This is a genomic window from Cellulophaga sp. RHA_52, from assembly GCF_007827205.1.
GTDB lineage: Bacteria > Bacteroidota > Bacteroidia > Flavobacteriales > Flavobacteriaceae > Cellulophaga > Cellulophaga lytica.
This window is the reverse complement of the sequence record NZ_VIRZ01000001.1, coordinates 969,264-994,851: the sequence shown is the minus strand read 5'-3', so window position 1 is coordinate 994,851 and position 25,588 is coordinate 969,264. Positions and strand designations below refer to the sequence as shown.

The window sequence follows — 25,588 nt, the reverse complement described above, 5'->3', positions numbered from 1 at the left end:
AATGTTGGCGCATTTCCCGTCTTTCTTTCATTTTCTATTTCATTTCTATTTTATTTTAGAGTTACTACTTTATTTTCTATTTTAAATTCAAAATTTGTATTCTCTGTAAATAATTCTAATATACTCTCTAGAGTTTCCCCTTTTTTAAAAGAAGCCGTATACCTAATATTATTTAGCGCATCATTAGTATTATTAATCTTAACATTATAGTGTCTTTCTAATTCTAGAATAATATTTTTAAACTCATCATTTATAAAAAGTAAGCTACCGTCTATCCAAGCTATATGCTTATTAACATTTACTTTTTCTGCTATAAACTTATTATTAACGAGTTTAACTCGTTCTCCTGGCACTATTGTTAGAGAATCATTATCTACTACATTATTACTTACAACCCTAACACTACCTTCTTGCAATACAACAGAATTATTATTTTCATTAGCATAAGTAGAAACATTAAACTTTGTCCCTAATACAGTCACATTAACTTTTTCTGTTTCAACAAAAAATGGTTTTTTTTTATTTTTAGCTACATCAAAATAAGCCTCCCCTTGTAAATATACTTTTCGGTTACTTGGCTTATTAAAAGCTACTGGATATCTTAAAGAACTACCGGCATTTAAAAATACTATTGTACCGTCTGACAATTGTATTTGAAAACGCTCACCATAGGGAACCACTAGCTTATTATAAACAAGCTTTTTGTTTTCATCTTCTTTCTGGTCGTATACCAATTTGGTATACTCTTGTTTTACTTGCGTATTACTTTCATTAATCTTAAAAAAAACTTTCTTACCTACATTTATAGGCTTTATGGTTCCATCAGGGAGTTCTAATGTTATTTGGTTTTCTAATTTATTATCTATGTTTAAAAATCCTGACATGTATATTCCATATACAAAACCAACTAATAAGATAATAACCGCTGCATATTTAAAAACAACTGGCCAAATACGTTTTGCTGGCTTATTGTTATTTATCTGTTGTTGAATTTTAACAAATGACGCAGCTGTATCTGGTTCAAGAAAAGAGTAGTTTAAATTATAGTCGTCTTTAATGTACTCTTCCATTAAAGTCTTATTTTCTGGGACAACTAACCAATCTTTAAGTGTAATTAGTTCTTCTTCAGAAATTGTGTTATCTATAAATTTTTGTACTAGTTCTATCAAAACGCTTTAAATATTAGCTTTATATTGGCAATACGGGAAAAACTTAATAATCCCCTAACAAAAATTTATTTTTTTTTTCATCTTTAGTTTATATTCACTGAAAATATACTATTTCTACAATAATTTATGAATGATATATCGCTAGCAAATGCAATCTACAATGGTGATAGTAATGCTTTTAAAATATTTTTTAAGCGTTACCACAAACCCTTGTTAGCATATATTACAACTTTCACCAATGATAGTAAGGATGCGGAAGATATCGTGCAACAGGCTTTTATAACATTATGGGAAGAAAGAAAAAAACTTAAAAAAAACGTATCTTCTAAAAGTTATTTATACAAAATAGCCTATAATAATTATATAAGCCAATATAGAAAAAAGAAAAAACACAACACTTTTATAAATGAGTTTAAGGTATTAGCCTTACAAGAATGTTTAACCGAAAAGGATGATGACTTTAGAACAAAAAAACTTATGTCTCTTGTAAATTCATTACCCCCTAGATGTCAGGAGATTTTAAAGCTCAGCAAACAAGAGAATTTAAAATATAAAGAAATTGCAGAGCACTTGCAAATTTCTCTAAAAACGGTAGATGCTCAATTACAAATTGCTTATAAAAAAATAAGAGAGGGATTTAAAAACTAATGCTTTGTTATTAACTTCTGTTGGTCTCTAAAATAACTTGGTGTATAGCCCATTTTACGTTTAAAGGTTCTATTAAAGTTAGATATGTTGTTAAACCCACTATCAAAACAAATTTCGTTTATAGAGCGTTCTGTCTCTATAAGTAACCTTGCTGCGTGCCCCAAGCGCAAATCACTAACATAGTCAGAGAATGATGAATTTGTACTTTTTTTAAAAAAATGGCTAAATGCTGACTCAGACATATTTACCAAACTTGCCACATCTTTTAAAGGTATTTTTTGATGCAGATTTTCTTTAATATAATTGTTCACTTTTTCTATTCTTCTGCTTTTATGTATTGTATAATGGTCTACATAAGAGTGAGATGCCAACATTTTTGTATTGCGTGCAATAGACAAATCATACAAAATAGATAAAAAATTAAGCAAGGAATCAAAATCCTGAGACTCTGATAAACGTAATATTTTTGGTTTTAAAACTGCTATTGTTTCTTTAGAAAATAAAATACCTCTTTTAGATTTTTCTATTAAATCTCTTATAGGCAACATTAACTTTCTGTTTAATGCTAATTCTGATAAAAACTTTTCATGAAACTGTACGGTTACCACATGAGCATTTGTGTTTTTGTCTTCACCCGTCCATGCATGTGGTGTGTTAGAGCCAACCAAAACCAAATCATTAGCTACATACTCTTGTATAGAGTCTCCAATAATTCTTTTGCCTGACGAGTTTAGCACTAAATTAAGTTCTAATTCTGGATGAAAATGCACAGGAAAATCAAACTTAGCAGAATGATGATTAAGGACAATGAAAAAATCATCTTCAGAAATAGGCACTAATTCTCTTAAAATACGCGCTTCTTTATTCATAATAGTATCAAATCAAATTTACAAAAAACAAGGTGTCAATTATATAAAAATGTAAATAAACGACTACATTTTTATCAAATTAAATAAAAATAACTTAAAAAATAACTGTTAAACACAAAAAATATGAATTAAAATATCAATAATACAATTCAAAATTCATATAAGTATCACTATTTAACATTATTTACAAAATTAATGTTAATGATATGTTATTCTTTTGTAAACAACTTAATTACTAACTAAAAAATTCATGAACTAATGAAATATGAGTTTCAAAAAAGTATGATTTTTATTGTTTTCTTAATTATAGGCTTTACTGGAGCTGCACAAATTAAGGTAACCGGAACAGTAAAATCTAACGACGGTGTTCCTCTACTTGGTGTTACCATTATGGAGCAGGGTTCTAGCACAAACGGAACCACTACAGATTTTGACGGAAACTTTGCTATTGAAGTTGATAGTCCTAAAGATGTACTTGTAATATCTTACATTGGCTTTATTACTAAAACGATTTCGATACCAGAAAACAACATTGTAAACGTACAGTTAGTTGAAGATTTAGAACAATTATCTGAGGTGGTAGTTGTTGGTTATGGCTCTGTAAAAAAGAGCGACCTTACCGGGTCTGTTACTTCTGTAGAAATGGACAACATACCATCTAAACCTGCCAACTCTATAGACGGTTTATTACAAGGGCAAGTTGCCGGTGTGCAAGTAACTACACCATCAGACAACCCTGGTGCTGGCGCAGTTATAAGAATTAGAGGTGGTAGCTCTTTACGTGGTGGTAATGACCCGCTTGTGGTTGTAGACGGTTTCCCTATTGGATATGCCGGAGATTTAAAACAAATATCGCCACAAGATATTGCCTCTATGGAAGTACTTAAAGATGCTTCTGCTGCTGCAATTTATGGCTCTAGAGGTGCAAATGGTGTAATTATGATTACAACTAAAAAAGGTGCCAAACATACCACAGAGGTTACCGTGTCTCAGCAAAATACATATGCTAGTTTTACGTCTGATTTAAACCTGTGGAGAGATCCTGTTTTAATGGCAGAATTAAGTAACGAAAGCAGAATTAATGGTGGTTTTACCCCTATTTACATTGGTGCTAAAGATGCAAATGGCGTTTACTACCCTTCTGTTAATGAACTTAAAAATGGCAATTGGGCTTACAATACACGTTGGGATGATATTGTTTTTCGTGACCCCGTATCTAACAACACAAATGTTGCTGTACGTAGCCAAACAGACCGTACACAGTTTAGCCTAAGTACAACATATTATACCAATGAGGGTGTTTATATTAATGATGATTATGAAAAACTAAACATTAACTTAAATGTAATTCATAAAATTTATGATGATAAGGTTACCATTGGTGGTAACATTATTTACTCTAAAGGAAACCAAAATAACAATGGTGGTTTAGCCTACTGGCGTAACCCTATTTTTCCTATTTATGAAGATGGCAATCCTATTAACGACTACTTTTTAGCAGGTTCTCAAGACTACTCTCACCCTATTGCATTAACAGAAAACAGAACCAATAAAAACAAATTTTTAGACTTTATTGGCTCTGCTTTTATTGAGGTAGATTTTACTAAAAATTTAAAACTTAAAACCCAAGTAAACCATAAATTTGGGCGTTCTATTACAGATTACTACAACCCAAAAATTTATACAGAAGACGGCACCTTTAATAATGGTTCTGGTGGTATTAACAATTGGGAAAGTAGTGAAACCGTTGCAGAAACTTTTTTAACCTACAACAATACATTTAATAACATACACAACTTTACTGCAATGGGTGGTTTCTCTTACCAAGGGTATGAGGCCAGAACATCTGACCTAAAAGCGTATGATTTTTTAAATGAATCTTTAGGCAATGGTAACCTTGCTGCTGGTAACCTAGAAAAGCAATCTGTTGCCAATAGCCTTTCTGAAACCGTTATGTACTCTGGTCTTGGGCGTTTAAATTATTCTTATGACGACAAGTATTTGGTAACTTTTACGATGCGTACAGACGGCTCATCTAAATTTGGAGAAAACAACCAATGGGCTATGTTCCCCTCTGGAGCCTTAGGTTGGAAAATGCATAAAGAAGATTTTATACGTAATTTAAATGTTTTTGATGAGCTTAAACTACGTGCTAGTTATGGTATATCTGGTAACCAAGGTATTTCTCCTTACTTAATTAATAGTAGGTACGGACAAGACCAATACTATGTTAATGGCCGTTGGCAAACAACAATTGGCCCTGGTTATGTAGTTGGGCAAGATAGTCAAAGTGGTAAAAAAACGTGGGGAGGTATTCCTAATCCAGATTTAAAATGGGAAACTACAGAGCAATTTAACATTGGTGCAGATTTTGCCTTTTTTAATAACAGATTAAAAGTTACTGCAGATTACTACAAAAAACACACGTCAGACTTATTACGCGAGCGTTTACTTTCCCCTTCTTCTTCTTATGATAAAATGTGGGTTAATGATGGCGAAATAGAAAACCAAGGTGTAGAGGTTACATTAGATGGCACTATGGTTAACAAAGAAGACTGGGGCTTAAACGGTATGTTTATTTTCTCTAGAAACAAAAACAAAGTTGTTAGTCTTGGTAATGCTGTTTCTTCTGGTCTAAATACTGATGCGTTAACTGGTATTAAATATGAGTTTTCAGGCAGCCAAGTAGAAGCTTTCCGTGCTATACCAAACATACTAGCTGTTGGGCAACCAATAAATGTATTTTATGGTTATAAAGTAGATGGCATTATACAGTCTGAGGCCGAAGGCCTAGCAGCAGGTTTACAAGGCAACTTAGCGCAACCAGGAGAGTTTAAATATGTAGACTTAAATGAAGATGGTGTTATAGATGAAAATGACCGTACTATAATTGGTAATCCTAATCCAGATTTTACAGCTAGTTTAAACCTTAATGGCCGTTACAAAAACTTTGATTTTTCTTTATTCTTTAACGGTAGTTTTGGTCAAGATATTTTTAATACAAAAGCATTTAGTGAGCCAGGAAACATACCATTACGCTGGACGCAAGACAACACTACAAACAACTACCCAAGCTTAAGAGACGGACGCACACTTTATATGTCTGACTGGTTTATAGAAAAAGGAAGCTTTGTACGCTTACAAAACGTTTCTATTGGCTATAACATAAAAAACTTAAACACTGCTTGGTTTAAAAAAGGTAGAATTTTTATGAACGGAACCAACCTATTCACCATAACAGATTTTAATGGTTATGACCCAGAATTAGGTGGAGACGGTATTTATTGGGGTGGTTACCCTAAGTTAAGAAACTGGACTTTAGGTGTAGAGTTAACCTTTTAAATTCAGTTAAAAATGAAAACATTTACAATAATAAACGAATTGAAAATGAAGCAATTTAAAAAATTAATAGTGGCACTTACTCTTGTAGTAGGTGGTACTTCTTGCGAAGGTTTAGACGTAGAGCCTACTGGTTTTTATTCTGATGAAAACTTTTACAAGACTATTGAAGATGCAGAGGCGTCTATTTTATATGCTTATGATGCACTAACACTTGTTAGTTATGCTCCTGTTACGTATTACTTTACAGAATTAGCGTCAGACAACTGCATTGTTAAAGCAGATGAAGGTGCAGATGCACAGGCATTTGTAAATTGGGAGGTAACAGCTCAAAACCAATTACTAACACAGTATTACAGATCTATATATATTGCTGTAAACCGTGCCAATGCGGTTATAGAAAATATAGAAGGCAAAGGCTTTAACCCAGAAGATGAAAAACGCATCTTAGGAGAAGCTTTGTTTTTAAGAGCTTACAACCACTTTAACGCTGTAAAAGCCTTTGGTTTAGCCCCTTTACAAAAATCTCTAATAGATAAGTTAGATGAAACCACAGCTACACTGCCTGCAGATATGCAAGAAGTTTACACCTTTTTAATAGACGATTTAACTAGAGCAATAGACAATTTAGAGGTAAACAGAGTTACTGGTCGTGCAGATAAAGTTGCTGCACAGGCACTGCTTTCTAAAGTGTACTTATTTGCTGCTTCTGCTAAAGAAAGTGGTGTTCCTAAATACAATACTATTACAGAAAGTGTAGACAATTTATATGCTAAAGCAGCAGAGTATGCAGGTATGGTTCTAAACAACCAAGGAGAATATAGTCACGATACTGATCTACAAAATATTTATAATGTTGACTCTCCTAACGGATCTGAACATATTTTTATATTATCGTTAGATAGGTCTGGCACAGAAGAAGGAGATTACTCTAAACTATCTAAATACTTTATTCCTTATATAGATGGTGCAACAGTTTATCTAAAAAATACAAATGGCACTTTTTCTCCAACACATGACGGGTGGAGCGTTTTTCAGACTACAGATAAATTATTTACTTCTTATGAAGCTGAAGACAAACGTAAAACAGATTTGTTTGTTTCTGAAATATACAACCAAGATGGTATTGCTGTAGGTTCTGTTGCAGATGGTACTGTAATTTATCCGTTTACAAGAAAATACGTAGATCCTTTATTTGAAGGCGATAAAACAAGTACAAGACCATACTTAATTCGTTACTCAGACATACAATTGGTTTATGCAGAAGCTACTGCTAATGCAGATGGTTTAGCACAATACAATCAAATTAGAAGTAGAGCAAACGCTACAGAGCTAGCTAGTATTGGTGGTTTATCTAAGGCAGACTTTAGAAAACTGGTTGTAGAAGAACGCCAAAGAGAACTTGCTTACGAAGGAGACCGCCTATGGGATCTTAGACGTACAAACACAGTACAAAGCAATGTAACCAATGCCGCTGGTTTATCTCCAGAAGCAGTTGCTTTTTATCCTATTCCACAACGTGAAATAGACTTAAACCCTAACATCAACTAAACTAAAGCGCAATGAAAAAATTAAATAACATATATTTTATAGTGCTGGCACTATTTTTTGTGGCCTGTACAGAAAATCCTCTAGAAGATGTAGAGGGCACAGATTGGCAAAAAGAACGCAACGTGGTTTCTATTTTAGTTGAAGGTCAAATAGGTACAGCTATTATAGAACGTAATTTTGATGATGCTAAAATTAAAATTTATGCAAAAACAGAAAATATAGCAGATTTATCTAAGGTAGAAATTAAAAATATTGAGCTTTCATATGGTGCAACTTCTGAAAATGAAAAGGACACAACATTAGATTTAAGTTCTGGTACAGCTACAATTGCTGTAACAGCTGGAGCTGGCGAAACCCTAAATTGGGAAGTTACATTACTACCATTTATGTCTGACCTAGAAGGCACTTGGTACATTGGTGATGTACGTATGTATTGTGATATGTTTACCTGGGAGAGCTGGGGCTGGGAAAAGAATGAAAGTATGTTTAGTTACTTAGCAGAATTAAACCCAGAGTTAGACAACGAAATTATTTTTACTGTAGAAGGCGCAGATGCTAAAGGAAACCCTTTTGGTAATTATGAGCATAACGCAGGTAATGATGGTGCTTTTGGTAGTTATACTGATGCTAGCAAAGGATGGAACTTTAATACACGATTTCGTAAAGTACCAACAGGCAAAGGTACTTGGCTGCGCGATTTTGAACGCAACAAAGTAATTATTACCGATGCAAACAAAGTAGAACATGAACTAGATTTAGAGTTACTAACCGCAACTAACGAAGTAAATTTAAAAACTGAAGTTCCTTACTTAGCCGAAAACTTTAACTGGACAGATACTGACTGGAGTTATGAAGAATTAGCTCATATGTCTAAACTAACCTGGTATACATTAACCAAAGAACGTGTATTACAAACAGGTAATAGCATTACTGGCTTAACTGTTAAGGACCAAGTAGGAGACACACAAATAGATGCAGATGCTAAAGAAATTACAGTTACTGTTGCAGATAACGGAGCAGACATTTCTGCTATAGAACTTACAGGCCTAAACATTTCTTATGCAGCTACAGCAGACACAAGTGTTGGTAATACTTTAAATTTTTCTACAGACAATAGCACTACAATAAATGTTACTTCACAAACTGGTGAAAGCACTTTATGGACAGTTAAACTAAAAATAGATGTTGATTTAAGTAACGTGTCTATTGCAGGAACTTGGAACATTGCCGAAATAGGCGTTTACTGTGATATGTTTACCTGGGAAAGCTGGGGCTGGGAAAAAACTGAACTTTTAAATAATTACCTACCTAGTGCAGGTAAAGAACTAGATAATACAATTTCATTTGTTGTAGAAGGTAAAAACGGAGACAACCCTTACGGCACATTTGAAAACAATGCTGGTGCAGATGGCGAGCACGGAGATTTTGTTTCTGATGACACTACTTGGCCAGAAACAGAATTTAATGCAAGATTTAGAAAAGTGCCTACAGGTACAGGAACTTGGGAACTTGTAGGAGACACAGTAACTATTACAGATAGTGCAGGCACTGTATTTGTTTTAACACTAGAAATTAATTCTGAAACTGAAATTGCTATAACCTCAGAAGTAGAGTATTTATCTGAATTATACAATTGGACAGACACAAACTACAATTACGAAGAGACAGCACATATGTCTAAAAAAATGTGGTACAACTTAAGCAAATAAAGATCATCACCTTAACTATAAATTAAGGTGCTACAACAATACTAAAGAAATAGAATATGACACTAAAAAATATTTTCACTGCTGTATTACCAATGCTACTTGTTGCCGCAAGTTGTAATGATGATGAGCCTGCATTTACTTCTATAGAAAAAAACAGAGAGGTACTAATTACAGAAGAACTTGTTTCTACCAATTTTGTTGGTAATGGTGCACAATGGGGTGGTTATGATATGGTGCCAACCTGGTTAGGAACAGAAACACTTAGTGATGCAGATTGGAACACCCTATTTAAGCGTATAGATTTTATGAGGCCTCCGTTTTTAAGAATTGTAACCAATTCTGGTTGGTCTTATGATAATGATGGTGTGTATGATGAGACTACAAAAACGTTATCGCTTTTTAAAATGTTAGACTATGCCAAAGAACGCAATATAGAAATTACGTATGGTGAATGGGGCCACAGCTCTACAGGTGACATTAGCACTATAGATATGGATTGGATTGAAAAATCTGTGAAATTCTTAAATCATTTGGTAAACGAAAAAGGCTATACCAACATTAAAACAATAAATATTATTAATGAGCCTAATGGCGATTGGTCTAGTACTAAAGGAGATTACAACATTTGGAAAAATGTACAGCTAGCTTATTTAGAAGAAATGAAAAACTACAGCTTGGCAGACATTAAAGTAATGGGGCCAGATATAGCCGTTTTTAACACCGCTAGCCAAACAGAATGGTTAACAAAAACTGAGGCAGATTTAGGAGACAATGTAGGTTTGTATGACATTCACGTGTACCCACAACAACAACTAATTCGTAATGGTGAGTTTGCACAAATGCTTAGCGCATATAAAAAAATAACTCCGGCAGACAAGCGTATTGTTTTAGGAGAAATAGGATTTAAATACACAGAGGTAGATGCGCAGCTAAAATTAGAAAACGAAGAAGCTATTGCTAACGACCCATATGCTGGTGAAGATTCTAATATGATGATTTACAGAGCTTTTTACGGCATAGATATGGCAGATGCCTTAATACAAGCAATGAGAGAAGGCTTCTCTGGCTCTTTAGTTTGGAATATGGATGACGCTATGTACAATAGTCCAGACAACGGAGATTACCAGTCTGATAAATTAAAACGTTGGGGTTTTTGGAACATTTTAGGCGAAGAACACACTGGCAATGTTAGTGATGAAGACATTAGACCATACTTTTATCCTGTTTCATTATTAACTCGCTTTTTTCCTGCTGGTAGTGATATTTATAACGTAGAACTACCTAATAAAAAAGGATTACGTGCCGTAGTAGGTACATACAATGGTAAACAAACAATTGCTATTGTAAACTCTCATTACAGTACGTATGAGCTTAATTTAAAATCGGACTTTTTAGGCAACATTACTGCAAATAAATACAGCTACAAGTCTAACGCAGATGGCTCTTTTGTTGGTAAAGTAGATGAAAATGGCTTTGCTACTCCAATAGAAAATAACAAAGAATTAAACTTTACAAATGGTGTAAATATGACCCTAGAAGGGGAGTCTTTTATACTATTTACAAATATGGAGTAATCTATAAAGTAGAATTAAAAAATCAATCAATATAATTTACAAATAAGGAAATAAAAATTAGTATGAATACTGTAGAACAAAAAAAAACAGGATTATTACGTCTTAAAAAACACCAAAACAACCCAGTTTTAAGTCCAAATCCAGAAAACGATTGGGAAAGTTTAGTTGTTTGCAACCCAGGAGTTTGGTATGAAAACGGTACATTTTTTATGCTGTACAGAGCCGCTGGTAATGACAAAGAGCATCAAATACGTTTTGGTTTAGCCACAAGTACAGATGGTGTAAACTTTACTCGTACCTCTAACCAACCTGTTTTTAGCCCAAGTACAGATGGGCCAGATATGGGCGCTGTAGAAGATCCTAGAATTGTAAAATTTGGAGATGAGTTTTATGTAACATATGCCTACAGACCTCATCCTCCAGGACAGTATTGGAATTTTGATCATGATCAAATTTTATTACCAGATTGTGATGCTGATGCTCCGTTGGTTTTAAAAAACAACATTGCAAACTCGGGCTTACTTTTAACCAAAGATTTTAAAAATTACAGACGCTTAGGAAGAATTACACAAAGTAATTTAGACGATAGAGATGTTATTATTTTTCCAGAAAAAATAAACGGGAAATATGCAATGTTACACAGACCAAAAGAATGGATTGGTGAAGAGTATGGCTGTGACAAACCTTCTATATGGATTCGTTTTTCTAACGATTTAATGGTTTGGGAAGAGCCAAGTACATTGCTACTTGCAGGTATTAATAATAGCTGGGAAGAAAAAATTGGCGGTAGCACACCTCCTTTAAAAACTAAAGATGGCTGGTTAATTATATATCATGGTGTAGAAAATGGCGGCTTAGGATATTACCGTGTAGGAGCAGCTCTTTTAGATTTAGAAGACCCTACAATTGTAAAATCTAGACTAACCAATTGGATTATGGAACCAGAACATGATTATGAAATTGATGGCTTTTACAAAGGTTGTGTTTTTCCAACAGGAAATATGATTATTGATGATACTTTATACGTATATTATGGTGCTGCAGACAGGTATGTTGGTCTTGCAACATGTAATATTGATGAATTATTAAATGAACTTAAAAATGCTTAAAAAGCAAGTATTTAATTACCTATTACTTCTCCTTTTTTTGCCGTTAGCATTTTGCCAAACGGTAAAAAAGGAAGAGTTAGTTACAATTGATGCCAATACTATTATCTCTTCGGAATTTATTGGCAATGGAGTAGAGTGGTCTGCGTATCCACACGCAGATGCAGATGACGCAGAATGGGGCTTATTAATGACCAATAAAAAATGGGAAACTGTTTTTAAAAGGTTAAATTATATGAAACCCAAAATAGTACGTGTACTAGACCAAGCAAATTGGAGGTACCTAGAGGGTATAGACAAAGATGGCAACCCAATTCTTAATTTTGAAAACCAAGAAATGCACGCTTTATACAAGCTGCTAGACTACTGCCAAAAAAATGACATTAAAGTTATACTTGGAGAATGGGGACAACCGTACAAGGTGCATGACACACATTTAAAAATGCAAAATACCTTTACTGGTGGTACAGACCCTAAATGGTTAAATAGCATTGCAGAGCACCTAAACTACCTTGTAAATACTAAAGGATACAGCTGTATTAAGTATTACAACTTAGTAAATGAGCCAAACGGCTATTGGTCTTCTATAGATGGTAATTGGGACGAGTGGAAACTTGGTGTTAAAAAATTAGATAGTGCATTAGTGTCTAAAAAACTAAAAACACCTGTACACGTTATAGGACCAGATGCTACACCTTTTAATAATGACAAATCTAAATATACAGGAACAGAATGGGCAAAGGAGTCTGTTTTACAATTAAGCAATGTTTTAGCTGCTTATGATGTACATGATTACCCTACAAAAGAGTTTGTACGTTCTGGTGAGTTTGAAAAAAAATACTCTGCAATGATTTCTTTTGCTGATAGCGTTGCAAAAAAACCTTTTATTTTAGGCGAAATTGGGTTTGAAAAATATGTAGATGAAAACATAAAAAGGTATGAGGCAGACCCGTTTGCTAGCCCAGATAGTCAATTATCTGTTTATGATTATGACTATGGTGTAGATATGGCAGATGTGCTAATACAATCTATGAATAGCGGTTTTGATGCCGTTATTGCTTGGGGGTTAGATGATGCTATGCATACCAACGGTGACACCGGAGATAAAAATCAGCTTAAAAAATGGGGAATGTGGAATATTCTTGGCAAAGAACTAACTGGTGATGCTAAAGAAGAAGATATTAGACCTTGGTTTTATACGTGGTCTATTATAACCAGGTACTTTACAGAAGATATGAAAATTGTAAAAACTACTGGTTTAAAGCTAAACAAAGTACGTATGGTATCTGGCTGGTCTACAAACAACCACGTTACGTTTTCTATTGTAAATAATAGTAGTAAAAACGCAACTTTTACACTAGACACTAAAAATTTACAAAATAAAAACTTTAAAAAGTTTATATACAGTAAAAAAAACAGACCTGTAGACGGCAATAACTTTCCTAAAGCAGTACAAACTAATTTAAGTTTTACATCAGACTCAAAGCAAATAAATATTCCTGCAAAAAGCGTATTACTTTACACAACCTACAATTATTAAATTATGAGTAACTTAAGTTATATAGACCTTACTGTACTAGTACTGTACATTGTTTTTATAGTATGGTGGGCCTTAAAAAATGGAAAAAGTAAAGATTCTGACGCCTATTTTTTAGCTGGCAGAAACCTAACTTGGCCAATGGTTGGGTTATCTTTATTTGCCGCAAGTGTATCTAGTTCTACATTAATGGGTCATTCTGGAGAAGGCTTTATTAGCGGTATTGCAGTGTTTAATTACAACTGGATATCGGTTTTAATAATGGTATTTTTTGCCATGTTCTTTTTGCCTTTCTACATAAAATCTGGAATTTTTACAATGCCGGAATTTTTAGAACGCAGGTTTGATGGTAAGTCTAGATCTTACTTTTCTTTTATTACAATTATTGGTAACGTTTTTTTAGATGCCTCTGCTACCCTATACACAGGCGCCTTAATTATAAAAATGATTTTTCCGGAAGTAGAAATTTTCTGGATCATTATAGGTATGGCAGCTGTTGCAGGTAGTTATACCATTATTGGTGGTTTGTCTTCTGCAATTAATGCAGATATGATACAAGCTGCTGTGTTAATTATTGGTTCTTCAATTTTATCGTTCTACGCTATTAGTAGTATTGGTGGTTGGGAATCTTTTATAGATAAATTTAACGATGGTGTTTGGTTAAAATTAACCAGACCTTTAGATGACCCTACTGTACCCTGGTTAGGAATGTGGATTGGTATTCCTATTCTTGGGTTTTACTTTTGGGCTAACAACCAAGTTATGGTACAACGTGTATTATCTGCAAAATCTATAGACCATGGAAGAAAAGGTGTTTTACTAGTAGGTTTTTTATACCTATTTACATTATTTATTTTTATTGTTCCCGGATTAATTGCACGTGGTATAAACCTTTTTGGAGTAGAAAATTTGCCGCATGAATTAATAAGTGGAATTGATTTAAAAGAAAAATACGGTATAAATACAGACCAAGTATATCCAAGGCTTATTGTTAAGTTATTACCTGTTGGCCTTATTGGTATTATTTTATCTGCAATGATATCTGCTTTAACATCTACCTTAAGTGCCACATTAAGCTCTGTATCTACTTTATTTACTATGGATTTTTATAGTAAAATAGATAAAAATGCCAGTAGCGCTAAAAAGGTAAAAGTTGGTAAAATTACAGCTGTTGTAACATTAGTAATTGCTGTTATTTGGGCTCCTTATATTCAGACTTTTGATTCGCTTATAGCCTATTACCAAGAAATAGTTTCTTATTTGGCACCACCAATTGTAGGTACATTTTTTATAGGTTTATTTTGGAAAAGAGCCAATGCTAAAGGCGCTTTTAGCGGCTTAATGGCAGGTTTAGCTGTTGCTGCCTTAATTATGACATTAAAGTATGTGCTAAACGTAGAAATAAATATTCACTTTTTACTATTAGCACCTGTTCTGCTAATTATAAGCTTGGTAGTATCTATAATTGTGAGTTTAGCTACTGCACCACCACCAGCAGATAAGGTTGCAGAAAACACTTGGACCAAACAAATTTGGATAGATGAAACTAAAGAACTTAAAGGTATTGTTTGGTATAAAAACTTTAGAGTACAAGCTATTTTGTTAGTTATAGCTTGCTTTGTTATGTATGGCTTATTTTATTAAAAAAGTCTAAGTTTAGTTAATTAAAAATCCCACATCATTACAATGTGGGATTTTTTTAGTTAGAAGAGAACCTTAACCTAAACTTCATAACTTTTATTTCCGTAGTGCATTTTAATCTGCGCTAACTGACCAACAATTTTAATAGAATCTTTCATAGATAATTTAGAGCCATCTGCGTGTATCCACCTTTTTAATGGTTGCTCGCAAATTAACTGCTGCACATTATCTTTTCCGTATTTCTTTTTCATACGCATAAAGATCTCTACATCAAACAACCAACGTGTAATAAACTTTTTATTAAACATTGTAGTTGCTATTTCTCTGTCCATTATTTTAGCTCCACATTGGGTATCTTTAAATGGCATTTTTAATATATTTTGTATAATAAGATTTATGGTTTTACTTATTATTTTTCGGGCAGATTCTTTAGTAATATCTGCTCCCATTCTGCTAATTCTAGAACCACTTACAATTTTATACTCAGAGTTTTCTATGGTTTTAACTAATTCATCAAAATCTCTAAAATCTGTAGATAAATCTGCATCTAAATAGCCTATATAGTCAAACTGAGAATCTTTTGCTAAATGCAATACTCCTTGACGAACCGCTTCTGCTTTACCTCCATTTTTTTTACAATTGTAAACACTAATGGTATTTTCACTTTCTTTTCTTAATTCTTCTAAAACTTCTAAAGTATTATCTGTACTACCATCATTTACAAAACACAAGTGGTAGCCCAGATTTTTTTGGGCAAAATCTTTAAACTCTGCACTAGATAGCCTATCTGCTTCATTATAACAAGGTATAACAACACCTACACAATTTTTTTGTAGCATTTGTGCACCATCAACCTTTGTAGCGGTTTTAGCCTCTGTAGGAGCACCAACAATACGCTTAACACGTGCTGCTACTTCTTCTAAACTTACAGGCTTCTTCATATAGTCATCTATACCAAGATTAAATCCGTCTAAAATTATATCTTCATCTGTATTACCAGACATTACCATTATTGCCGTACTAGAATTGTTTTTAATGTGCTTTACCACATCTAAACCGCTCATATCTGGCATATTAACATCTACTATTACAAGATCTGGCTTAAAAGAGTTAAAAGTTTCTATTCCGGTTGCCCCAGAACTTGCTGTTTGTACTTGGTATCCTAAATCAGTTAATTTTTTTTCTACGGAGAGTAAAATTAATTGCTGATCATCAATAGCTAAAATTTTCATAGGTTAAGGTTTTTTTGTTTTGGGGAAAAGGTTATAGTTTTTACCATAACTTTCTGGTACAAAGGTACTACGGTTATATAACTAAAAAGTTAGCAGCAAGGTCAATAACCGTTTTCTGTAGACGAGTGGTTTTGTAAGCAAGTTAACATACATTATTTATAATACCACAATATGTTTATCTTTATCTTGTTTTATATTCTTACAGGTTAAAATTTATGAAGAGAACCAATATTTTATTAATATTAGCTCTTATTGTTGGTATTGCTTTCCATGGGTCTAGTATTTTCTTTACGTTAGAGAATACTTATGATGCATTAATTCACCTGTTTTTTGCAGACCATTACGCTAATAGTTGGTTTGAGCCTTGGGATTATAGGTGGTATACTGGTTTTACAGTACAAGCGTACCCGCCTTTAGTACACCAACTAATAGGTCTTTTATCTTACATAGGCGGTTTAAAATTTGGTATGTTTACCGTTGCTCTTTTAGCTATAGTATTATTTATAACTGGTGCGTATAGATTTGGGTTGCTTATAACCGCTAATAGGCGCGTTGCTGGTTATACTGCATTACTAGCTGTTTTTTCTTCAACATTTATAGAAACCCTACACATATTTGGGCAACTGCCCAGCATTATGGGCTTATCTATATTACTGCATAGTATACCAGAAATATATTTGTGGATAAAAGAAGGTAAAATTAGGTACTTGGTTACAAGCTTATCTTTAATTGCTGTAACAGTAACGTCTCATCATGTTACACCAATTTTTGGTATGGTATTCTTTATATTTCCGTTAATTGGTATGGTGATAATGGATACAGCTAAAGACAAAGTAAAAGACACTAAAGCAATACATTTAAAAACATTTATTTGGGCATTTAAAAAGCTATTTTGGCGTATTGTAACTTTTGGTTTTTCATCACTACTGCTCATTATATTTTGTATTCTTCCGTACTGGGTAAACTCTAAAAAAAATCCAATAACTCAGGTTCCTATTCCGCATGGTTCTAGAGACAACTTTTTAGAGGTTTTATCTTCTGGCTTGGTCTTTTTTATGATTCCGTGGGGAATATTACTATTTATACTACCTTATATTTTTTATAGGTTTTACAGCAAGCGCTACTTATTTTTTGGACTATCTTTTTCTATGCTAACTATTTTAGGAACAGGTGGCACAACACCTATTCCTTTAAAACTATTAGGAGAAACCGCTTTTAATATTTTAACCTTAGACCGTTTTACTCTTTGGGCTACAATTATGGCCTTACCAATATTTGGTGAGTTTGCATATAGGATGATAGAAGGCGATTTAAAAAACAACATTCAAAAAAGGTTTGGAGCTGTATATCACAGAATTGTGGGTGGTTTTTTTATGGTTGGCATATTATTTATGGTAATTTTTACAATGAGCTTGGGCTATTTTAGACCGTCACAGCCAGCAAAAATTAAAATGCTGCCTATTGTAAACTTTTTAAATCAGGATCAGCATGATCATTGGCGTTACTTAACTCTTGGTTTTGGAGACCAAATGGCTTGGCTATCTGCGCAAACAAAAGCAATGACTGTAGATGGCAATTACCATTCTGCTCGAAGGTTACCAGAGCTTACCACTAGAGCTATAGAACGCTTAGAAAATTCAAAATTTAGAGGCGTAGAAGGTATTGGATCCTTACAACAATTTTTAACGGTACCAGAAAAATACAATTTAAAGTATATTTTTTCTAACGATAAGTTTTATGACCCCATATTGTATTTCTCTGGCTGGCAACGTTTGCAACAGTTAGAAAACGGCATAATGGTTTGGGAGAAACTAAATGTACCTCCAATACCTGCAATTATACCAAAAGAAGACGTACCTACATTTTTAAAAATAATGTGGAGTACTATTCCTGTTTTAACCATTTTACTGGCCTTTATTATTAATATTCAAATGGTGTGGTACAGAACGCTAAAATCTAAAAAACTAGCGTTACCATCTTACTTAAAATACAGAATAGAGTACACAAAATTTTCTAGAGGCTTAGTAACCGTTAATCATATTTGGGCAGGAATTGTTATGGTTTGTTTAGCCTACGGCGGATATTTATTTTATGTAGAAAACAGCACACAACTGTCTGCTAAAAATGTAGTAACTGCTTATTATGATGCTGTAGATTTTAAAGAGTTTGAAAGGGCTTTTTCATACATTAATCCAGATGACGGTGTTAGCCTTTCTCAGTACATGTTAGAAATTTCTGTTACAGATGGTATTTTAAGTTCATACGCAAAGTTAGACTCCATTGGCATTTCATTTGTAAACAAAACAAAAAACAGTGCAAAGGTTAAAGTAGACACAAGGTGGATTACACCTTTAGATGCAGTAGAAAAAACGTTTTATCACACTGTAAAAAAGAAAAAAAATAAATGGTACTTAAGCGTTTCTAAGTTAGATAATGACTTACCACCAGACCAGTTGTTTACAGATAATTCTACTACATTTTTTAACCATGGCAGAAGAAAAATAACCACAGAGCAAACTCACCATGAAGATGTTTTAAAACAACCCGTTTTAGAAATTTTAACTGCAAAATTAATAAAATACAATGGCAGGTATAGTATAATTGGGCAAATACAAAATGTAGACAACGTACCGTCTGATGTTGTTATTAAAGGCACCCTTTACAATGATAAAAATAAAGAGTTGGCTAACTATAATGCTAAAGACAACATAAAACACAAGCTAATGCCTAAGGAGATTACCGCATTTAAAATTAATTTTGAGGGTATTGCTTGGTCTTCTACCAAAGATACTTTGCCACCAACATTTAATCCGGATGAGTTTACACCAATTAATTTAGAAGAAATACCAACCAAATTTAATTTACAGTGCGCTGGCAATGTTGCCAATACAGATTTGTATAAAAAATTGTCTTTGCAAGAGTTAAACTTTACTAACAATACAATGAGCGGCTCCCTTTTTAACTCTGGTGTACAGGAGGTTACTATACCTCAGCTATTAATTTCTTATTATGACAATGATAAAAAACTAGTTTGGGTAGATCATAATTTTTTATCTGAAGGTGTACGTATACAAAGAAAACAACATTTTAACTACAACCTATTAAACCTTGGCAATTTAAAAATTATTAGTGATGATATGACAAATTGTTTTGTAAATGGCTCTCCTAACATAGAAATAGCTAAAAAAATGTTTCCGGACAGGAACCACAACCATATGTTAGAGCAGCTACAAGAACAAAAAGGAGATGGTTTTAATTTTATAAGACTAGAGGTTAATAGTTACATTGGTAATCCAAAATAAAGCTTGAAAAATTACTTATACATAATATTATTATTTCTTTTCTGCACTAGCTGCAGCAAAAAAGAAACACCCAAAAAACAAAATACCAGTAACGTAACTTTTACTACATTAACAGCTAAAAAAAATTATACCGTTGCAGATTCTATTACTTTAGAGTTTACTGCCAGCAAACAAAGTAATGCGGTTTTGGTTTTAAAAAATGCTTATGGTATAACCGCAATTAAACCAATAAAAAGCAACAACAAGTTAACCTATAAAGTACCAGAAAATTTCACTAAAATTGTTGGTAATTTACATTGGCTACTGGTTTTAAACAACCATATAAAATTGCAAGATACCGTTGTGATAATGCCTGAAGCTAACAACTACCCAAGACTAGAAACCTATTTAGGACCAAGAAGTATTGTTGCTGGCGGTAACGACTTTTCTATGCTTGTAAATGCGCCTACAGATAGGTTTGATAATCCTTTGGCAGCAGGCACTAAAGTGGCTATAAAACATCAATTTAAAAAAGAGGTTACAACAGACACTTTAAAGGTTAAAAATTTGGTGGCTTGGACCAATATTTTTTCTCCACAAAAAACGGGACGCATATTAATTACATCTTTGGTAGACAGTACAAAATCTAAAGAATTAACCTCGGTAATATTGCCAGATAACGCATCTAACTTTACAATAAATTACAGCAGAAACCATAAGTACGCAGATGGTAACCAAATTATAACATTTACAACATCTACAATAAAAGACAACCACGGTAATGTAGTTAGTGATGGTACTTTGGTACTTTTTACTGTAAAAGATAACCAAGGCAACTTGCTACAAACAAATGGTACAACCATAAACGGTGTAGCTATAGCAAAACTATTGCACCCATCTAAAAAAGAATCTTGGACTGTTACTGCCTATGTTACAGGAGCGGCAAAAAGCGACTCTATTAAGGTAGATTTTAGCTCTGCAGTAAAAGATTATAAAGTGCACTTATCTGCAAACAACAGAACAATTACTATTGGGCCAATAGAAAGTTTTATGCAGCAATTTGTACCAGACGGATTAACCGTAACTGTATTTATTTACACTAAAGAAGGTGCTTTATTAAACACCATTAAAACTACAACTTTAAAAGGTGTTGCTAGGTTTAATTTTGATGAAAACTTTTATAAAAAAGGAAGTTATACTATTAAAATTGAAGCTGCCGGAATTATTAAAAACAAAGTAATAATGCTAAAATGAAGATAAATAAAATTATATATCGTGCACTTTTACTACTGTCTTTTGTAGCCTTAAATGGTTTGGTGTTAATTGGCATAAGTGCTATGCTATCTTACTTAAATACGGGAGCAGAAAGAACTTCTATTTTACATATTGAGCAAAATTTTGAAGAAACATATTCTCCTAAAATAGTTTGGCATAACACTACTAATGAAGGCAGAGAAATTGAAGATCAAACTTTACAATCTATAGAAGAAGATTATAAAAATGCTTGGAATGTGCGCAACATTGCTTTAGCAAGTAACAATATGTATGGTGTAGATGATTTTTTTACAACTAGTGCCAGAGCTAAATTAGATAGCATTATTAAACTAAATGCTAAAAACGGAATTACGCTAGTTACCACATCTATACAACATAACCCAACTGTAGACTTTTACAGTACAGATGGTAAACTTGTAGTGTTTACAGATAATAATGCAGAACAATACAATGAGGTTTACAGCAATAATACTTTGGTAAGCAATTTTTACAGCACACCCAGTTATAAGGTAATGATGCTTTTAGAAGATGGTTTTTGGCGTATTAGACACCTGGTAGAAATAAATAAAAAAAACACTGCCAATACATTAATACCACAAAAAAAACAGCAAAGCAAAACCATAACATCTGGTATAAACTATTACCCAAAAAACACTCCTTGGAATATGTTTGGCAAAACATACAACAGTAGTGTAATAGAAAAAGACTTTGCATTAATACAAGAGTTACAGCTAAATACAATTCGTATTTTTGTTCCTTATGAAGCTTTTGGAAAAGCTAATGTAGACCCTAAAAAGTTAATGCAATTAAAGCAAACTTTAGATATTGCAGAAAGGCACAAACTTAATGTAATAGTTACTCTTTTTGACTTTTATGGTAATTATGATGTACAAGACTGGACATTAAACCACAGACACGCAGAGCAAATTGTAAATGCTCTTAAAAATCATCCTGCTTTGGTTGCTTGGGATATTAAAAATGAACCCGATTTAGACTTTGAGTCTAGAGGAAAACTAAAAGTAATTGCTTGGCTTAAAGAAATGATTAAAAATATAAGAAAGTGGGATTCTAAAACCAATATTACTATTGGATGGTCTAGTACAGAAGCTGCAGAAAACCTAGTTGAAGAAGTAGATATTGTATCTTTTCATTATTACAAAGAGCCTAAAGATTTTTTAAAATCCTTTGCTGTATTAAAAAACAAAGCTAAGGGTAAAGATTTGGTTTTACAAGAGTACGGCTACTCGTCTTACAGTGGCTTTTGGAACCTATTCACAGGTTCTATAGATGACCAAGCTGCTTATTACAAAGAAATGCAATTGTATATAGAACAAGAGAATATTCCTTTTGTATTATGGACATTGTATGATTTTGAAACAATACCAACAGCCGTTGTTGGTAGGTTACCTTGGCGTAAAAATCAGCAAAAGTATTTTGGCTTATTTACTGTAGACGGACAGCCAAAGGATGCATTACAATATATTAAACCTAAAAAGTAAAAGGGAAACAGCTAACCATACTGTTTCCCTTTTTGTGGCTTAACCTCACCATAATTTATTTTACTAAAAGCTCTACTGCTTCTCTTTCTTTCTCCATCTCCCTTTCTTTTTCTCTTTCTGCTATAATAGTATCAATACTTATGTTTCCGGCTTTAGCCATTTGTATTGCTGCAAAATAATCTACATACATCTGTGTAATATCAGACATTGGTAAAGAGCACGCTGCTTTATAATTTATTTTACTTAATTCTTCGCGGTAATCATCATATGTAATAATGTTTTCTATTGCATCTGCTAAAGATTCTGCACTTTCTGGCTCAAAAAATTCACCTTTATAACCTTCTTCCTTAACTAGTATGCTTAAATCTCCTAAATCTGGTAACGCAACTGCTTTTCCGTAGCTACCTGCTTGGTGTAAAACTCCAGAGCTACCTGTTGTAGATGTGTAAGGAAAAACTACCACTGCACTATCATTAAAAATAACAGGTACATCTTCTTCTGCAACATAACCAGTAAACCTTAATTGATCTACGTGCTTATATTTTTTGCTCACTTCATTTAAATAACCTGGTGTGTTTGGGCTATCTGTACCTGCTATTACTATTTCTATATCTTGTTTTGTACGCTGACGAATAATTTCTACAGCATCAATTAAAATTTCTACTTTTTTGTATGTTCCAAACTTTCCAAAAGCCATTACTTGCTTAGGACCTTTTGGTAATTGATAAGTTGGTTCTGGCGGAGTTTCAAAAGCACCATGAGGAATTAAAGCAACGTTTCTAGACTTGTATTTGCTTTCTAAAATACCTTTGTATTTGCTTATTGTTACGGCTAAAATATCTGAAGATAAAATTACTTTAGTTAATGAAGCTCCAATAAAATTGTATGCTTTTTTAAGAAAACTACTTTTAGTTATACCTGCATTTTCTAAATCTACCTGCTCTAATATATTGTGCAGTAAAGATATTGTTGGTATTCCTTTTAATTTACATATTAAAGGCAACATTAAACCTAACGCAGCAGGTACTTTTTTGTCTCCAAATTTTAAAAACTGAAGGTTAAATAAAACTGCGTCTGGTTTAGTGTCTGCAATTGCGCCCATAATACCAAAAACGTTTTTATAGCTATTAAAACTCCAGCATTCTTTTACTGTAATTTTACAGCCTTCTTCTGTAAAAGAAAGGTCTTTTGCTTCTTTGGTTTTGTCTGTAATTAAGACTATTTCAGTTACTTCTTTTTGTAGTCTAAAATGTTTTACCAAGTGGTATCCGTACTCTGTTAAAGTTACTTTACTTGGTGGGTACGCTGTTACAATTGCTAATTTCATAAGGTTAAGTTTTAATAATTTATTTGGGATAAATTGTTATACAAATATCCATCTTAAAGCCTTATTTAATAGGGGTTAAGAGACCAAATACCATTTACTGTAGACGAATGGAAAGCACCCTGCGGTTAACGTTTTTTTAACAAAACTCAAACAGAATTTCAATGAAGAAGTAGTTATAAAATGAATTTAAAAAAGAAGTTAAAATCTTACATAATATTACAGGTATGTATAAAAGTAAAAAAGCCTAAAACTTAAAAAGTTTTAGGCAATTAATTGGGGGAATGCTAACCAAATTAAAAGTAGGTTTATATGTTTCGTTTTGATGAAAAGTAAAGTAGTTGTGCAAAAAGTAATGCCAACATTACTATAATTTGTAGTTGTACAACCATAGCTAAACTGCTATGAAAAAATACGATTAATCCTATTTGTGATAATCCTAGTATACCAGATAATATTACCGGAACATAATAGTCTAGCGATAAAAAATAATATGCAAATATGTTAGATATAGCAAAGAGTGACGTTGCTAATGCATACTGCCATAATAAAGATGACATTTCTAAATAGGCATCACCGAACATTAATGATATAATTGTTTCTGGAAAAAGGTAGCAACCAGCAACTATAGTTACAGATAGTAAACTTATATAACCAACATACTTAAATAAAATTGGTGCTGTACGTTTACCTTCTTTTCTTTTTTCTATTACTGCTGGTAATAATAACATTACAAACATCCAAGCTACAAAATAAACTACTCTACCTATTAATGCTAAAGAAGCATAAAGCCCGGCATCTAAAGAATTAAAATAATGTTTTACTAAAAGTACATCGCTATTGTTTATAATAATTTGCGTAAGCTCATAACCGGATGTTAATAGTATAAATGTGGTAACTTTCTTTTTATTTTCTACAGTTAAAATATTAGATGCAGCAAAAGATATTTTCTTAAATTTTATTGGCATTAATCCAAAAACAAAAGATATTACTATACCTACAGCTACTAAAAAAGCAGAGTTCATTGGTACTAATAACAATAAAGCTAGTGTTACTAACAATCTGCTCCACATTTCTGATTGGTAGGTTACAGATAAGTTAGTATAATTTTGTTTGCCTTGGTATTTTCCTCTTTTAATAGACATTATAAAGTAAAGCGGAATACCTACAGCAAAGACTCTAAACATTGTTACAGATTCTGTATTAAATAACTGCTGTAAATTGTTTGCAAATAAAAATAATAAAGCCCCTATAGCAACACCAAAAATAATGGCGTATTTGTGCATATAGTTTTCAAAAGCTTTCCATTGGTTACCAGAAAACAAAATATTAAACTTGGTAGTTACCAACTGAAAAGTCATTCCTACAAAAGAAAGCACCAACAATAATGTTATTAGTAAAGCTGCATCTGCAAAGGCAGCAGGCCCTAACATACGCCCTAGTATTAAGTTATACAGGTAGTTGCCTCCATTTACAACAAGTACACTTGTCATAAATATTTGTTCTGGAGTTATTTTTTTATTTACAAAACTAAACGCGGTCATTGCTAAAGATATAAGAAGTGTTAGACATTTCCATAATAGAAGCAATTTGTTTATTCTCCTGACCAACAATAGCTAAAACCTTATTGTTTTTTGCTACTTTAATGTATAATTGCTCTAACTGCTTTGCGCTAGAATACATTATGTTATTTACATTGTCTAGAGATAAAATTAGCTTTTCATTACCTTTTAAGTAATAGTCTATATGGCTTTTAAGTGCTTTCATATTCTGAGAGTTAAGGTTTCCTTTAACTTCCATAAAATTGTTAATGTGATCTATACGTAATGCCATA

17 protein-coding genes are annotated in these 25,588 nt (G+C 32.8%); 11 read left to right on the top strand and 6 right to left on the bottom strand.

Annotated features, from left to right (window positions below; all coding sequences use genetic code 11):
- Positions 1 to 50 precede the first annotated feature (50 nt).
- Positions 51 to 1,169, bottom strand: coding sequence for a FecR family protein (locus tag JM80_RS04320; protein ID WP_144709319.1), 1,119 nt, complete (start codon positions 1,167 to 1,169; stop codon positions 51 to 53).
- 126 nt (positions 1,170 to 1,295) lie between these two features.
- Between JM80_RS04320 and JM80_RS04315 the strand changes: the two genes are divergently transcribed.
- Positions 1,296 to 1,817, top strand: coding sequence for an RNA polymerase sigma factor (locus JM80_RS04315; protein ID WP_013620794.1), 522 nt, complete (start codon positions 1,296 to 1,298; stop codon positions 1,815 to 1,817).
- Here JM80_RS04315 and JM80_RS04310 read toward each other — a convergent pair.
- Positions 1,814 to 2,686 carry an AraC family transcriptional regulator gene (locus JM80_RS04310; protein ID WP_013620795.1) on the bottom strand — a complete coding sequence of 291 codons (873 nt, stop codon included), beginning with the start codon at positions 2,684 to 2,686 and terminating at the stop codon, positions 1,814 to 1,816. The genes JM80_RS04315 and JM80_RS04310 overlap by 4 nt on opposite strands.
- A gap of 258 nt (positions 2,687 to 2,944) precedes the next feature.
- Between JM80_RS04310 and JM80_RS04305 the strand changes: the two genes are divergently transcribed.
- From JM80_RS04305 to JM80_RS04275, 7 genes are all read left to right on the top strand, one after another.
- Positions 2,945 to 6,028: a TonB-dependent receptor gene (locus tag JM80_RS04305; RefSeq protein WP_144709318.1), complete on the top strand. Its 3,084-nt coding sequence runs from the start codon at positions 2,945 to 2,947 to the stop codon at positions 6,026 to 6,028.
- A gap of 12 nt (positions 6,029 to 6,040) precedes the next feature.
- Entirely contained in the window at positions 6,041 to 7,576 is a 1,536-nt protein-coding gene (locus JM80_RS04300; protein ID WP_255436641.1) for a RagB/SusD family nutrient uptake outer membrane protein, read from the top strand.
- Positions 7,577 to 7,587: 11 nt separating this feature from the next.
- The gene (locus JM80_RS04295; protein WP_144709317.1) at positions 7,588 to 9,285 is read left to right on the top strand and encodes a hypothetical protein; all 1,698 of its coding nucleotides are present in this window, start codon (positions 7,588 to 7,590) and stop codon (positions 9,283 to 9,285) included.
- A gap of 56 nt (positions 9,286 to 9,341) precedes the next feature.
- On the top strand, positions 9,342 to 10,859 hold the full coding sequence (locus JM80_RS04290; protein WP_144709316.1) for a hypothetical protein: 1,518 nt from the start codon (positions 9,342 to 9,344) through the stop codon (positions 10,857 to 10,859).
- Positions 10,860 to 10,921: 62 nt separating this feature from the next.
- Positions 10,922 to 11,968: a glycosidase gene (locus JM80_RS04285; protein ID WP_013620800.1), complete on the top strand. Its 1,047-nt coding sequence runs from the start codon at positions 10,922 to 10,924 to the stop codon at positions 11,966 to 11,968.
- Positions 11,949 to 13,505, top strand: a complete 1,557-nt coding sequence (locus JM80_RS04280) for a hypothetical protein (RefSeq protein WP_255436640.1) — start codon at positions 11,949 to 11,951, stop codon at positions 13,503 to 13,505. Before JM80_RS04285 ends, JM80_RS04280 begins: the two co-directional genes overlap by 20 nt.
- Before the next feature lie 3 nt (positions 13,506 to 13,508).
- Complete coding sequence (locus JM80_RS04275; protein ID WP_013620802.1) at positions 13,509 to 15,146, top strand: sodium:solute symporter; 1,638 nt, start codon at positions 13,509 to 13,511, stop codon at positions 15,144 to 15,146.
- Between the two features lie 77 nt (positions 15,147 to 15,223).
- Here JM80_RS04275 and JM80_RS04270 read toward each other — a convergent pair whose 3' ends face one another.
- Positions 15,224 to 16,375, bottom strand: a complete 1,152-nt coding sequence (locus JM80_RS04270) for a response regulator (RefSeq protein ID WP_144709315.1) — start codon at positions 16,373 to 16,375, stop codon at positions 15,224 to 15,226.
- Positions 16,376 to 16,590: 215 nt separating this feature from the next.
- Here JM80_RS04270 and JM80_RS04265 point away from each other — a divergent pair, with 215 nt between their 5' ends.
- The 3 genes from JM80_RS04265 to JM80_RS04255 are packed head-to-tail and all read left to right on the top strand — an operon-like array spanning position 16,591 to position 22,430.
- Positions 16,591 to 19,677 (top strand): hypothetical protein, encoded by a 3,087-nt coding sequence (locus JM80_RS04265; RefSeq protein ID WP_144709314.1) that lies wholly within the window; start codon positions 16,591 to 16,593, stop codon positions 19,675 to 19,677.
- Between the two features lie 3 nt (positions 19,678 to 19,680).
- Positions 19,681 to 20,910 (top strand): Ig-like domain-containing protein, encoded by a 1,230-nt coding sequence (locus JM80_RS04260; RefSeq protein ID WP_144709313.1) that lies wholly within the window; start codon positions 19,681 to 19,683, stop codon positions 20,908 to 20,910.
- Entirely contained in the window at positions 20,907 to 22,430 is a 1,524-nt protein-coding gene (locus JM80_RS04255; RefSeq protein ID WP_144709312.1) for a glycoside hydrolase family 2 TIM barrel-domain containing protein, read from the top strand. Before JM80_RS04260 ends, JM80_RS04255 begins: the two co-directional genes overlap by 4 nt.
- A gap of 55 nt (positions 22,431 to 22,485) precedes the next feature.
- On the opposite strand, the gene JM80_RS04250 is transcribed toward JM80_RS04255, so the two are convergent.
- The 3 genes from JM80_RS04250 to JM80_RS04240 all read right to left on the bottom strand — a co-directional run bounded on the left by JM80_RS04250 (position 22,486) and on the right by JM80_RS04240 (position 25,587).
- Positions 22,486 to 23,757: a glycosyltransferase gene (locus JM80_RS04250; RefSeq protein WP_034645746.1), complete on the bottom strand. Its 1,272-nt coding sequence runs from the start codon at positions 23,755 to 23,757 to the stop codon at positions 22,486 to 22,488.
- Between the two features lie 305 nt (positions 23,758 to 24,062).
- Positions 24,063 to 25,298 carry an oligosaccharide flippase family protein gene (locus tag JM80_RS04245; protein ID WP_144709311.1) on the bottom strand — a complete coding sequence of 412 codons (1,236 nt, stop codon included), beginning with the start codon at positions 25,296 to 25,298 and terminating at the stop codon, positions 24,063 to 24,065.
- A complete protein-coding gene (locus JM80_RS04240) occupies positions 25,285 to 25,587 on the bottom strand; it encodes an STAS domain-containing protein (protein WP_013620809.1) in 303 nt (100 codons plus the stop codon). Before JM80_RS04240 ends, JM80_RS04245 begins: the two co-directional genes overlap by 14 nt.
- Position 25,588 lies beyond the last annotated feature (1 nt).